This is a genomic window from Streptomyces sp. NPDC045470 (assembly GCF_040646595.1).
Taxonomy (GTDB): Bacteria; Actinomycetota; Actinomycetes; order Streptomycetales; family Streptomycetaceae; genus Streptomyces.
Window position 1 is genome coordinate 601101 of the sequence record NZ_JBEZAN010000001.1, and the last position, 13468, is coordinate 614568.

Genomic DNA, 13468 nt, shown 5'->3' on the forward strand with positions numbered 1-13468 from the left:
AGTCCGGTTGCGTTCAGAGCCTGGTCCTCTCGCCGGTCCCGGTGGCGGTCTCCTCCCTACGCTGCCACGGGCGGCACATTCCCAGGAAGCTCAGCAGCGCCAGTACACCGCAGGAGAGCTGGACCACGGCCATCGGTACGGCGGTGTGCTCGCCCGCGATGCCGACCAGCGGCGAGGCGACGGAGCCGAGCAGGAAGGTGGAGGTGCCCAGCAGCGCCGAGGCGGAGCCCGCCGCGTGCCCCGAGCGCAGCAGCGCCTTGGTGTTGGCCGACGGCATGACCAGGCCCATCGCGGACATCAGGACGAACAGCCCGGCGGCCATCGGCCACAGCCCGACCTCGCCGAAGACACCGGCGGCCATCAGCAGCAGTGCCGTCGCGGCGGCGGTGATCAGGCCCAGGCCGATGCCCAGCACCTTGTCCAGGCTGACCCGGCCGACCAGCACCTTGCCGTTGATCTGGCCGACCAGGACCAGGCCCACGGAGTTGACGCCGAACAGCAGGCTGAAGGTCTGCGGGGAGGCGCCGTAGATCTCCTGGATCACGAACGGCGAGGCCGAGATGTACGCGAACAGCGCGGCGAAGGCGAACGCACCGACGATCAGGTAGCCGGAGAAGGCACGGTCGGCGAGCAGGCTGCGCATGGTGTGCAGGGCCTCGCCGAGGCCGCCGGAGTGCCGCCGCTCGGGCGGCAGCGTCTCGTGCAGGCGGCGCCAGACCAGCAGGGTGAGCAGTACGCCGACGACGGTGAGCACCACGAAGACGCCGCGCCAGTCGGTGACCTGAAGGATCTGCCCGCCGATCAGCGGCGCGACGACGGGGGCGACGCCGGAGATCAGCATCAGGGTGGAGAAGAAGCGGGCCATCGCCACGCCGTCGTACAGGTCACGCACCACGGCGCGGGCGATGACGATGCCGGCCGCGCCCGCCAGGCCCTGGAGCAGCCGGAAGGCGATGAGCAGTGCGGCGTTGGTGGCCAGGGCGCACAGCGCGGTGGCGACGATGTAGATCACCATGCCGGCGAGCAGCGGCCGGCGGCGGCCCCACTTGTCGCTCATCGGGCCGACGACCAGCTGCCCCAGGGCCATGCCGGCGAGGCAGGTGGTCAGGGTGAGCTGGACGGTGGCGGCCGGGCTGTGCAGCGCGCTCGTGACCTCCGGCAGGGCCGGCAGGTACATGTCCATGGAGAGCGGCGGCACCGCGGTCAGGCCACCGAGGACGAGGGTGACCAGCAGGCTGGTACGGCGGGACGCGGCGGGCGGCGCCGCCACGTCCCGCTCGGCTATCGGAACGCTGTCCTGGGGCTCCGTCGTTCCGGTGCCGGGGTCCGTCATGAGTGTCTCCATGGATGGTTGATGGCCTGACCATGGTGTCATGCACGGAATGGGCCCCCGGGCCCTTTCGGACAGGACCTTCGGCGGGGGGCCACGGTCCTAGGACCGGACACGGGCCTCCGGCGGACCGGGGGGGGGCAGGGCCCGGCGGTACGGGATCACAGCCCCCCGGCGGCACGGGATCAGGCCGGCTTCAGCCCCGGATCGCCCGCCTCGGACACGAACGACCCGGCCGTGATCACCGGCGCCCCCGGCTTCGTCACCTTCGCCACCGTGCGGAAGTCGGCCCGCGCCTTCTCCCGGTCCAGCGTGACGGTCACGTACCCGCGCCGGCCGTTGTAGAACTTCAGGTGCGGGTTGGCCGCCAGGTACGTGCCCCAGTTGGCCGGCTTGTCCGCCCCGTCCTCGCCGCTGGCGATCGAGGTGGTCACGAACTCCACGCCCGCGGTCCGCGACTTCTCGTCCCGGAAGTCCCGCTTGATGTCGAACGCGTAGTGCACGTGCACATCGCCGGTCAGCACGACGAGGTTGTCCACGCCCGCCGCCTCCGCGCCCTTCAGCACCCGCTCCCGGGAGGCCGGGTAGCCGTCCCAGGAGTCCATGCTGAGCTTGTAGCCGGGGCCGGTGGCGTTGCGCCGCTCGGAGAAGGTGACCTGCTGCGGCAGCACGTTCCACAGCGCCGAGGAGGAGCGCCAGCCGTCGACGAGCCAGCGTTCCTGCTGCGCGCCGGTCAGGGTGCGGGCGGCGTTCGTGGACTCCGGGCCCGGCGCGTGCCAGCCGTCGCCGTACGCCTGGTCGGAGCGGTACTGGCGGGTGTCCAGCACGTCGAACTGGGCGAGCTGCCCGAAGTGCACACGGCGGTAGAGCTGGGCGTCCGGGCCGTTGGGGCGCTGCGGGCGGCGCAGCGGCTGATTCTCCCAGTACGCGCGGTAGGCGGCGGCCCGGCGCAGCAGGAACTCGCCCTTGGGGGCGTTGTTCTCGCTGATGTCGTCGGCGTAGTTGTTCTCCACCTCGTGGTCGTCCCACGTGACGATGAACGGATGCGCGGCGTGCGCGGCCTGGAGGTCGGGGTCGGACTTGTAGAGCGCGTACCGCAGCCGGTAGTCCTCCAGCGTCACCGTCTCGCGGTTGAAGCGCGCGGGCAGCTTGCGGTCGGTGTACTTGCGGGCGCCGCCGACGGCGTCCACCGGGTACTCGTACAGGTAGTCGCCGAGGTGGAAGACCACGTCCAGGTCCTCGGCGGCCAGGTGCCGGTGGGCGGTGTAGTAGCCGTCGTGGTACGCCTGGCAGGAGACGACGCCCAGCCGCAGCTCCTTGTTCTGCGCGCCGCGCGCGGGCGCGGTACGGGTCCGGCCGACCGGGCTGATCCAGTTTCCGGCCCGGAAGCGGTAGTAGTAGACGCGGTCCGGGGCGAGGCCGGTGGCCTCGATGTGCACCGCGTGGCTGAACTCCGGGTGCGCCTCGGCCCGCCCGCGTCCCGCCAGCCGCCGGAACTTCTCGTCGTACGCGACCTCCCAGCGCACCGTCATCCGGGCCTTGGGCATACCGCTGCCCGGCTCGTACGGCTTCGGGGCGAGGCGGGTCCACAGCACGACGGAGCCGGGCAGCGGGTCGCCGGAGGCCACCCCGAGCGTGAAGGGGTTCTCGGTGATCTTGCGGGCGTCGGCCTCGGCGGCGGCGTACGCGACGCCGGTGCCCGGCAGGTTGGCCGCGAAGGCCAGCGCCGCGGCGGCCCCGGTGCCGGTGAGGAAGCGGCGCCGGGCGAGCTGTGCGGCGGCGGCCCGCATCTCCTGCGTGTACGGGGCGCCCTGAGGCCCTTGTTCGGGGCGCGCGTCCTGCTCGTACTGACCTTGACGGGCCATCTGCCCCTCCCTGGACTGGTGTTGTCACCAGCGATTGGAGGGGCGGACGACGGCATTCCGCTGTCCCAGGTTCGACGCACACATGACAACCGGATGATGTCTGCGCCCGTATCGGACGCCCATGGACAATCACGGCGGTGCCCGGCGGGTCCGGAACTCCGGCAACGCCAGAAGCGCCCGGCAGCCCCGGGGCCGCCGGGCGCACCCTCCACCGCCGGGACGGCGCTTCCGTAGGATTCGGGACATGGCTGAACTGATGGTGCGCGACGGCACGTGGTCCTTCGACGGTGACCGGGTGTGGATCGTGCCGGGGCAGGAACGGGGCGTGCACCGACTGCGGCAGGATCTCGGCGAGATCTCCGTCCCCCTGGAGGCACTGGCGGGCATCGCGTACGAACCGGCCCGCAAGGGCGGCCGGTTGCGCCTGCGGCTGCGGGACGGCGCCGACCCGCTGCTGCACGTCACCGGCGGTGGACTGCCGGACGACGCGAACCCCTACCAGGTGAGCGTCGATCCCGACCGTACCGGCGTCGCCGAGTACTTCGCCGACGAGGTGCGCCAGTCCCTTCTCCTCGACCAGGTGGTGACCGGCCCCACCGACCGCTACCTGCTGCCGGGCCCCGCCGTGCCGCTGTCCGCCGCGGGCGTGGACGGCGTGGCGACCTTCGACGGGGAGCGGGTGCACATCGACTGGCGCTGGACCACCAGCGAGAGCAAGAAGCACGCGGGCGCACGGGACTTCGCCCTCACCGACCTGGCCGGGGTCGACTGGCGCCCCGCCTCCGGGCTGGAGTCCGGCTATCTGCGCTTCCGCCCGAAGGGCGTCACGGCGAAACTCAAGCCGGAGCACGACCCGAACGCCATCGAGCTGTGGGGCTTCAAGAAGGAGAGCGGCCGCACCGCGCTGCTCGCGGCCGCGGTCGCGGCACGGCTGCCGCACCCGTCGGGCGGGGCCGCACCGACGGAGGCGGGCCCGGTGGCCGCGGCCCAGCCCGCACCGGCCCTGAACGCTGCGGCGGACCCGGCCTCCCAGAGCGGCGGCCAGGACGCCGACGTCCTGCTCCGCCGACTGCGTGAACTCGGCGAACTCCATCGGGACGGCATCCTGACCGCCGAGGAGTTCGCCGAGGCCAAGGCGGCCGTGCTCAAAAGCTTTCACGGGGCGGGGTGAGCAGGGGGCGAGGGAACACGGGGCGGGGGGACACCGGGCAGGGTGAACCGGACGCCGGACGCCCGGACACTGGACGCCGGACACCGGTACCCCGGGCGCCCGCCCCGCGGCCTACCCTGCCGCCATGACGACACCCGACGCCGGTACGGCATCCCGTAACGACACCCCGCCCGCGTCCGCACCCGCGCCGACCGCCCTGATCACCGGTGCCGGTTCCGGCATCGGCCGGGCCGTCGCCCTGGCCCTCGCCGGGGCCGGCTGGTCGGTGGTGCTCGCCGGGCGGCGCGCCGACGCCCTGGAGGAGACCGCCCGCCGGGCGGAGCGGAGCGGCGACGGCCCCGAGGGCCCGGCCGCCCTGTGCGTCCCGGCCGATGTGACCCGCCCCGACCAGGTGGACGCCCTCTTCGCCGCCGCTCGCGCCCGCTTCGGCCGGCTGGACCTGCTCTTCAACAACGCCGGAACGTTCGGCCCGCCCATACCGCTGGAGGAACTGGCGTACGACGACTGGCGCACGGTCGTCGACACCAACCTCACCGGCGCCTTCCTCTGCGCCCAGGCCGCCTTCCGCGCCATGAAGGAGCAGGACCCGCGCGGCGGCCGCATCATCAACAACGGCTCGGTCTCCGCCCACGCACCGCGCCCGCACTCCGTCGCGTACACCGCCACCAAGCACGCCATGACCGGACTGACCAAGTCGCTCTCACTGGACGGGCGTCCGTACGGCATCGCCTGCGGGCAGATCGACATCGGCAACGCGGCGACCGAGATGACCGGACGGATGCGGACCGGCATCCTCCAGGCCGACGGCCGTACGGCGGTCGAGCCGGTGATGGACGCGGCGGACGTGGCCCGTACGGTCCTGCACATGGCAGAGCTGCCGCTGGGCGCGAACGTGCAGTTCGCGACGGTGATGGCGACGGCCATGCCGTACATCGGCCGCGGCTGACGGCCGCCCGCCTTCCGTCCGGCCGTCCGTCCCGCCTTCCTTCCGTCCGTCCGGACTTCGGCGCGACGCGCTCCTGACAGACGGCGCGTCCGGTGGGACTCTTCCTGACGCACGTCCATCCGCACCGCTCATCTGCCGGGCCGCGGTACCCGCGGCCACGTAGTCGACGGCCGCGCGGTTCGCCACCGCGCGGCCTTGCAGAAGGAGTCACGCGTGAGACGAAACGTCAGCACCTCCCCCGGCATCCGTCGGCGCGGCGCGTCCCGTGCCGTCGCCTGCGCCCTGACCGCCGCCGGCGCCCTGCTCGTCTCGGCTCTCCAGACCGGTGCGGCGGGCGCGGTCGGCGCGGACCCGGCCCGTACGGGTACAGGTTCGAGTACGGGCTCGGCCTCCTCCGTGGCCGACTTCTGGACGGCGGAGCGGATGCGCGAGGCCGCCCCGCTGGATCTGCTGTCGGCCGGGGCCGACGGGCCCGCGAAGCGGTCCGCCCTCGCGAAGAATCGATCCGCCGCCGCAGAGGAACGGCCCGCCGCTGCGGAGAAACGATCCGGCAGTACGGCGGACCCGACCGCCGCACCCGTCCGACGCGGCTCCGAGCGCACCGTACGCCCCACCCTCCCCGCCACCACATCCGCCTCCGCCCCGGCCCCCAAGGCGTTCCCGCAGACGGGCGCCCCCTGGACCGGTGGCGGCGCCGTGTCGCACACCGCGGGTCGGGTGTTCTTCACGTACCAGGGCCGCACCGCCTCCTGCTCGGGCAACGCCGTCACCAGCGCGAACAAGAGCACGGTGCTCACCGCCGGGCACTGCGTGAAGCTCAACGGCGCCTGGCACGGCGACTGGGTCTTCGTACCCGGCTACCACGACGGCCAGGCCCCGTACGGCAAGTGGGCCGCCGCCAAGACCCTCGCCACACCGCAGTGGACGGCGAGCGAGAACATCAACTACGACATCGGCGCCGCGGTCGTCGCCCCGGTCGGCGGGCAGCGGCTGACCGATGTCGTCGGCGGCCAGGGTCTCGCCTTCAACACCGGCTACAACAAGCCGATGTACGCCTTCGGTTACCCCGCCGCCGCGCCGTACGACGGCAGCGAACTCATCTACTGCAGCGGCAACACCATCAAGGACCCGCTGTTCTCCACGGACCACGGCCTGTCCTGCAACATGACCGGCGGCTCCAGCGGCGGCCCCTGGTTCACCTCGTTCGACGAGGCCGCCGGCACCGGCCTGCAATCCTCGGTGAACAGCTTCGGCTACACCTTCCTGCCGAACACCATGTTCGGGCCGTACTTCGGTGCCGACGCCGAGAACCTCTACGACGAGGCGCAGTCGAGCTGACCGTACCGCCCCGTACCGCACCGTCCGGCCCGCGAGCGGAACCCGCACCGGGCCGTCACACACACGCCGTCCGGAGGGGTGCGCCCAGCGGCCACCCCTCCGGACGGCGGGCACCGCACGGGGTCGTTCCCCGGAGCTCTCCTTTCCTGGGCTGCCCGACAATTCACGCACACGTTATGCAGAAATCGGTATGCCCCCGGCGCCATTCTCACGCTTTTCATGCCCTTCTCATCGAAAACTCATCAACACCCGCCCACCAGCCGTCATTGCGCCGGAACGACACCCCTGAACGGATCATGCATTCCCTGCCCACCCCTGTCCGAATTTTTTCCTTGCGGAATGGGGGACCCCCACTCCGGGTAATTCGGTGCTAGCGTCCACCGAGCAGAAGTGCACTTCCTGCGCACTGATTCCTTGCCCGACCATTCGTCGCCGAGGGGACTTCCATGACCATGTCCGACAGCAGTGCGAGCAAGGGCCCGGCGCCCGCTCCCGAAGAAGTCGGCGCGATGTACGACCGGTTCGGCGACCTGCTCGCCATGGTGCTCGGCCGCAGCGCCCTGCACGTCGGCATGTTCGTCCCGCACGGCGAACGGACCGCGGCCGCCTCCCTCCTCGGCCTGTCCGACCTCGCCCAGGACCGGCAGACCGAGTTCCTCGCGGACCTCCTGGCCGACGTCCTCCCGCCGTCCCCCCGCCTGCTCGACATCGGCTGCGGCACCGGCGGCCCCGCCCTCCACCTGGCCCGGCGCACCGGCGGCCGGGTCACCGGCATCACCGTCAGCAGGGAACAGCTGGCCCGCTGCGGGGAACGGCTGAGCACCGCCACCGACCTCGACGGCCGGGTCGACTTCAGGTACGGCAACGTGATGCGGCTCGACCACGCCGACGCCACCTACGACGCCGCCTGGTCCATCGACTGCTTCCCGCACCTCTCCGACCGGCCCGCCGGACTGCGCGAGGCCCGGCGCGTCCTGCGGCCCGGCGGCCATCTGCTGATGACGGAGTTCACCCGGCGCGGCACCGACGTCCCCCCGGAGACCGAGGCATTCACCCGGCTGTGGGCGTCCCCGCCGCCCACCCCCTTCGCCACTCTTCTCGAAGAGGTCGAAGAAGCCGGGTTCCGTGTCGCCCGCGTACAGAACATGACATCGAACGTCGCACTGTGCGGCGAGCTGATGTACGTGCTCTACCAGGAACAGCGTGACGCCATCGAGCAGCGTTTCGGAAAAGAGGCCGTCGCCCACACCGACCCGCTGATGGAACCGTTCCGCACATTCTGCCGAGACCACGTGGACTATTACCTGCTGCTGCTCGGCAAGCCGGAGAACTGACCGGCCGGCCCGGGCCCGACAGCCCGTCCGCACCGATTCGAGAGCTGACTTCCCCCTATGGCCGCCAAACCGCCCTTCGGCCTGCCCGCTTCCCCGCCTTCCGCCGCCTCCCCCACGCGATCCGCGCCGCTCTCGCCGCCTGCCCGGCGCACGCCCCCCTTACCCCTGGACACCCCAACGGGCCGGCGACCGCGCCGCCGGTGGGAGGTGTGGCGCTCACCCGAGGGCCAGCCCCGCTGGGCACGGCCCGCGCTGCTCGGTGTCGCGGCCCTGGCCGCGCTCCTGTACGCGTGGAACATCACCGCCAGCGGCCTGGCCCCGTACTACTCGGTGGCCGCCCGCAGCATGACCGAGAGCTGGAAGGCTTTCCTCTTCACCGCCTACGACCCGTCCGCCACCATCACCCTCGACAAGATCGGCGGCTTCCTCTGGCCGCAGGCCCTCTCCGCCCGCCTCTTCGGCTTCCACGACTGGGCCCTGACCCTGCCCCAGTGCGCCGAAGGCGTCGTCTCCGTCCTGGTCCTGTACCGGGTCGTACGCCGCTGGCAGGGCCCCGCCGCCGGACTCCTGGCCGCCGGACTGCTCACCCTCACCCCCGTCACCGCCTCCCTGTTCGGCCACGCGATCCCCGACGCGGCCCTGATCATGTGCCTGGTGCTGGCCGTCGACCGCTGCCAACTCGCCGTGCGGGGCGCCCGTTTGCGCTCGCTGGTGTGGGCCGGTGTGTGGGTGGGGCTGGCCTTCCAGGCCAAGATGATGCAGGCGTGGCTCATCGTCCCCGCCCTCGCCATCGGCTACCTCGTCACCGCCCCGGTCACGGCACGCGCCCGGGCCGGTCATCTGCTGACCGCCGGGGCCGTGCTGTTCGCGGTGTCGTTCTCGTGGGTGCTGATGATGACCTTCACTCCGAAGGACGTACGCCCGTACGCGGACGGCTCGACGAACAACAGCGCGCTGTCGACGGTCTTCGAGTACAACGGCTTCAGCCGCCCGGCGGACAACGGACCCGGCGGACCAGGCGGACCGGGTGGACCCGGCGGACCAGACGGACCGGACGGCTCCGGCATCCAGTCCGGAGGCCGCACCGACCGGACCGGCCCGCCCGCCACGGACGCGCAACCGCGCCCCCGGCCGGCCACCGATGCGAAGCCCTCCGGCGCGCACCGCAAAATGGTCAGCCTGGGCAGCGAGAAGAACACCTGGTACAAGCTGCTCACCTCCCGCTTCACCCAGCAGATCGGCTGGCTGTACCCCCTCGCCCTGATCGGCCTGGTCCACGGCCTGGTGCTGCGCGGCAGGCGCCCCCGTACGGACCGGCTGCGCGGCGGCTATCTGATGTGGGGCGGCTGGCTGCTGACCACGGCCGTCGTCCTGAGCGTGGTCGACATCCCGCACACCGCGTACGTGGCGGGTCTGGCCCCCGCACTGGCCGCGCTGGCCGCCGCCGGAGCCGTGACCCTGTGGCGCACCCACCGCGCCGCCACCACCGGTCCCGCACGCCTGCTCCTCCCCCTGACCGTCACCGTCCAGGCCGCCTGGGCCTCCTTCCTCGCCGCCGACCACACCGATTTCGCCCCGTGGCTCATCCCGGCGATCACCACTGCGGCGCTCGTCAGCATCGTGAGCCTTCTCTCGTACGGCCGCGCCACCGGCCGCCGCTCGCGCCCCGTCGCCCTCACCGCCCTGGCCGCCACCTGCGTCGCCCTGTTCGCCGCCCCGGCGGCCTGGTCACTGTCCGTACTGGACCAGCGGTACGCGGGCTCGTCGTTCGAGGCGCACGCCGGTCCCGGCGGCCAGAGCGCCACGGCCGGCGTACCGGGCAGCGCGGTGTACGGAGGCGCGGGCGGCGCCTCGTACGACATGTCACCGGCCCCGCTGACCGCCGCCCAGAAGCGCCTGCTGGACTACGTGCAGCGGCACGACGGCAACGCCATGTACACCCTCTCCGCCGACGGCGGCTGGGCCCGCTCCCGGGCCATCACCCACACCGGCCTGCCGATCCTGCCGCTGGGCGGCTTCGCCGGAATGGCCACGTCCGTCACCCTCGCCCAGTACCAGCACCTCGTCGCCTCGGGCCACCTGCGCTTCGCCCTCCTGAACCCCACCACCCCCGCGTCCGGCGACGCCTCCGAGACGTCCAAGATCAACACCTGGGTCCGCGCCACCTGCGCCGAGGTCGACCCGAAGGCGTACGCGGCGTACGCCGACCCGTCACTCCCCGAACCCCTCTACGACTGCGCCCACCTCCACTGACCTCTTCCCACCGCCTCCCCTCCCCCCCCCCGCACCCTCCCACCCCTCCCCTCGTTCACCGTGATGTGTCTCACGAGACGTGTGGTGTCCCCTGAGTCGGGTATCCGGCCCCGGGACCGCAGGACGGACCACCGCCATGAAATGGTAGAAATGCGGAGGAAAGCCCTGCGAACCCCTGCGGAGAGGAGACGCCATGTCGTCGAAGCGACGCCGTAAGAAGAAGGCGCGCCGGAAGAACGGCGCCAACCACGGCAGCCGTCCCCAGTCCTGAGCGGCCCGACCGCCGGACTCCGGACATGCGAAGACCCCCGGGACACCGTCCCGGGGGTCTTCGCTGTCTCAGGGCGCTGCGTACCCGTTACGCGGCGTCCACCACGCCCGAAGCCGCCACCTCGATCGTCGCGGAGGTGGCACCGGAGCGGGAGCCCAGGCCCTCGATCTTCTTGACCAGGTCCGAGCCCTCGACGACCTCGCCGAAGACCACGTGCGCGCCGTCCAGCCACGGGGTGGCCACGGTCGTGATGAAGAACTGCGAGCCGTTGGTGTTCTTGCCGGCGTTCGCCATGGACAGCAGGAACGGACGGTCGTGCTTGAGCTGGAAGTTCTCGTCCTCGAAGCGGTCGCCGTAGATGCTCTTGCCGCCCGTGCCGTTACGGCGGGTGAAGTCGCCACCCTGGAGCATGAACTCCGGGATGACCCGGTGGAAGGGCGAACCCGCGTAACCGAAGCCGTGCTCGCCGGTGGCCAGCTCACGGAAGTTGCGCGCGGTCTTGGGCACCACGTCGTCGTACAGCTTGAAGACGACGCGGCCGGCCTTGTCGCCGTTGATGGTGATGTCGAAAAATACGTTGGAACTCATAGACGCCATCCTTCCACTTCCCGGCCGCCCCTCGTTCCCGCAGGTCGACGCAGCCCGCCGCCACTCCTCCACAGTTGCGAAACCCGTAACCACTTGCAACCCTGACAACGAAGCGCTCCCCGGCCCCGGAGGGACCCGTGCCCACCCAGCTCGGCCCCGCCGCCCGGCTCAAGGCCGTGGACGGCGCCCCCGCCCTGGCCCGCGGCGCATCGGTGTCCGAGCGGTACTGGGGCCCGGTCTCGGCCGGCGGCGTGTGCGCGCTCCTCGCCCTCGCCGCACACCGTGGCCTCCCGACGTGGGGCGGCGTCGCGGTGCTCGCGGTGGCCCTCGCGATCATCGTGGGCTGGCGGGGCTTCCACACCGACAGAGCCCGCCGACGACCGCACACCTGGGTGGAGACGGCGGCCGGCGTCGCCGCGGCGTGCGGGCTCGGTCTGCCCGGCAGCCAGATCCTGTGGAACGCCCCGCTGGACTGGCCCGCCGCCCTGGCCGCCGCCCTCCTGCCGAGCGTGGCGCTGCTCGCCTTCCTCGTCCTGCGCTGGAGGCGCTAGGTGGGCGAGCGGCAGCCGAGGGACTACCTGTCGACGGTCCTGCACTCCCCCCTGCGCCTGGCGATCCTCGGATCACTGCGCCACGTGCACAACGTCGCCTTCGCCGACCTGCAAGAGGCCCTGGGGCTGACAGCCCCCGAACTCTCGCGCCAGCTCCGCATTCTGGAGGACGAAGACATCGTGCAGGTGGCCAAGGCCCGCGAGAACCGCCGCGTACGGACCTACGTACGCCTGTCGGACACGGGCCGCGCACGTTTCGAGGAGTACCTGACCCACCTACGGCGCGTGGTCCAGGAAGACGACGCCTGACAGGCCTCACGGCCCAGCAGGCCGAGGCGTGAGCACGTACGGGTTCCGACGCAGTCGCGGCGCCCTTTCGTAGGGCATGAAGCCCCGCCGCTCCGGCGAGGGATTGGCGGGGATCATGACCGGGTGGGGCGATAGCACCACATCACGTGGCGGAGAACGCGCCACCCTTGACGCCCGCGATGAACTCCACGAACGAACGGGAAGGGACGGAGAGGGCGGGGCCGCTCGGGTCCTTGGAATCACGGACGGGGACTATGCCGGTGACGGTGACCTGCGTTGGGGCCCACTCGACGCAGGAGCCACCATTTCCACTGTAGGAGGACTTGAACCAGGTGAGAGTTTGAGGATCTGTCGTCACGAGATGCCCTTTCGTGCCTTCTGGATCATGGCTACTGATTCCGCCTGAGAGAGCGCTTCGGCCTGTAGCTGATGGTAGGCCCTCACCAGCGGCAGTACGGACGTCAGTTCTCTATCCAGGCGGCCGTGGGTCTCCGATTCGACGTAGGAAACCACGGATCGATCCGGCAGGGTCAGCAGATTGACCAGGCGGTTGAACGGGCGACGCTCACCTATGGCGTAGGGAGCCACCTGAAGAGTGGTGGTCGGCTCGTCAGCGAACTCGACCAGTCGGGCCAACTGGGCGTCCATGACGGCGGGGCCACCGATCGGCCGCCGAATGCAGCTCTCGTCCAAGACCACGATCACCACGGGGACCACACGCCGCACCAGAGACGCTTGCCGCTCCGCCAGGGACTCGACTCGCTCACAGGCTTGTTCGGGGCTGAGCGTGCCACGCCGCACGTTGCCGTCTTCCAAGACTCTCGCGTACTCCGGCGTCTGAAGCAGTCCAGGGACCACCCCTACTTCGAACAGTCGGATCTCGGCCGCGCGGGATTCCTGTCCCAGGTACTCCGGGAAGCCTTCCAGCAAGCTGCCGTTCCGGATCTCCGCCCACGCGCGCTCGAACGACTCTGCGGTCCCCGCGAGTCCAAGAATGGCGTCCAAGGCGCGCGAAAAGCGCAGAGTTGGTGGTTTGCAGCATGTTTCGACCGCCGAAACATGCCTCCCCGAATATCCCATCCGCTCCGCCAACTCGTCCTGCTTCCACCCGCGCCTCTCCCGCGCGCTGCGCAAACGCGCACCGTAGGCCGCTTGGGGAGACGCGTCAGGGTTCAACTGCTTCAGGTTTACCAATGTTCTCCCCATTTCCCGAACGTTGAAGACAGGGCGACTGTAGGCCAGCCTGGTCCCCTCGGTAGTGGTGCGACTACGGAGAGGGATGAACTTGCCCCAAAACCACACCCACCAGCCCCCGGTACTCCACAATGACGGCCCGCTTGTCCGGCTGTACCTCCTCGCTGCGGAACGCCCGAAGGCCGCCGAAATCACAGCCCCCAGGAACGGTGACCACAAGTGATCGACCCCGACCCCACCCCCCACCGGGAAAACCTCACCCGGCTCATGCGCTCGCGCGGACGCGACGGCATGCTCCTGTTGCGTACCGGTGGCGGC

At 71.2% G+C, this 13468-nt stretch carries 12 protein-coding genes; 7 read left to right on the forward strand and 5 right to left on the reverse strand.

The genetic code is table 11. The features are described from left to right. Positions 1-13 precede the first annotated feature (13 nt). Both AB0A97_RS02580 and AB0A97_RS02585 read right to left on the reverse strand, forming a co-directional pair. On the reverse strand, positions 14-1333 hold the full coding sequence (locus AB0A97_RS02580) for a multidrug effflux MFS transporter (RefSeq protein WP_361143392.1): 1320 nt from the start codon (positions 1331-1333) through the stop codon (positions 14-16). A 182-nt stretch (positions 1334-1515) separates the two neighbouring features. Continuing rightward, positions 1516-3120, reverse strand: coding sequence for an alkaline phosphatase D family protein (locus tag AB0A97_RS02585; protein WP_361145195.1), 1605 nt, complete (start codon positions 3118-3120; stop codon positions 1516-1518). Between the two features lie 319 nt (positions 3121-3439). Between AB0A97_RS02585 and AB0A97_RS02590 the strand changes: the two genes are divergently transcribed. The 5 genes from AB0A97_RS02590 (at position 3440) to AB0A97_RS02610 (ending at position 10237) form a co-directional block, all read left to right on the forward strand. Then, a complete protein-coding gene (locus tag AB0A97_RS02590) occupies positions 3440-4366 on the forward strand; it encodes a DUF4429 domain-containing protein (protein ID WP_361143394.1) in 927 nt (308 codons plus the stop codon). Between the two features lie 124 nt (positions 4367-4490). After that, positions 4491-5312, forward strand: coding sequence for an SDR family oxidoreductase (locus tag AB0A97_RS02595; RefSeq protein ID WP_361143397.1), 822 nt, complete (start codon positions 4491-4493; stop codon positions 5310-5312). A 213-nt stretch (positions 5313-5525) separates the two neighbouring features. Then, positions 5526-6650 carry a peptidase gene (locus AB0A97_RS02600; protein ID WP_361143399.1) on the forward strand — a complete coding sequence of 375 codons (1125 nt, stop codon included), beginning with the start codon at positions 5526-5528 and terminating at the stop codon, positions 6648-6650. Between the two features lie 446 nt (positions 6651-7096). Then, positions 7097-7984 carry a methyltransferase domain-containing protein gene (locus AB0A97_RS02605; RefSeq protein ID WP_361143402.1) on the forward strand — a complete coding sequence of 296 codons (888 nt, stop codon included), beginning with the start codon at positions 7097-7099 and terminating at the stop codon, positions 7982-7984. 207 nt (positions 7985-8191) lie between these two features. Then, positions 8192-10237, forward strand: coding sequence for a glycosyltransferase family 39 protein (locus AB0A97_RS02610; protein WP_361143405.1), 2046 nt, complete (start codon positions 8192-8194; stop codon positions 10235-10237). 358 nt (positions 10238-10595) lie between these two features. Here AB0A97_RS02610 and AB0A97_RS02615 read toward each other — a convergent pair whose 3' ends face one another. After that, on the reverse strand, positions 10596-11096 hold the full coding sequence (locus AB0A97_RS02615) for a peptidylprolyl isomerase (RefSeq protein ID WP_361143408.1): 501 nt from the start codon (positions 11094-11096) through the stop codon (positions 10596-10598). Between the two features lie 137 nt (positions 11097-11233). Between AB0A97_RS02615 and AB0A97_RS02620 the strand changes: the two genes are divergently transcribed. Together AB0A97_RS02620 and AB0A97_RS02625 are read left to right on the forward strand one after the other, a co-directional pair. After that, complete coding sequence (locus AB0A97_RS02620; RefSeq protein ID WP_361143411.1) at positions 11234-11647, forward strand: hypothetical protein; 414 nt, start codon at positions 11234-11236, stop codon at positions 11645-11647. After that, the gene (locus tag AB0A97_RS02625; protein ID WP_361143414.1) at positions 11648-11956 is read left to right on the forward strand and encodes a winged helix-turn-helix domain-containing protein; all 309 of its coding nucleotides are present in this window, start codon (positions 11648-11650) and stop codon (positions 11954-11956) included. Between the two features lie 142 nt (positions 11957-12098). Here AB0A97_RS02625 and AB0A97_RS02630 read toward each other — a convergent pair whose 3' ends face one another. Both AB0A97_RS02630 and AB0A97_RS02635 read right to left on the reverse strand, forming a co-directional pair. Next, positions 12099-12314 carry a DUF397 domain-containing protein gene (locus tag AB0A97_RS02630; protein ID WP_361143416.1) on the reverse strand — a complete coding sequence of 72 codons (216 nt, stop codon included), beginning with the start codon at positions 12312-12314 and terminating at the stop codon, positions 12099-12101. Then, entirely contained in the window at positions 12311-13162 is an 852-nt protein-coding gene (locus AB0A97_RS02635; RefSeq protein ID WP_361143417.1) for a helix-turn-helix transcriptional regulator, read from the reverse strand. Before AB0A97_RS02635 ends, AB0A97_RS02630 begins: the two co-directional genes overlap by 4 nt. Positions 13163-13468: the final 306 nt, after the last annotated feature.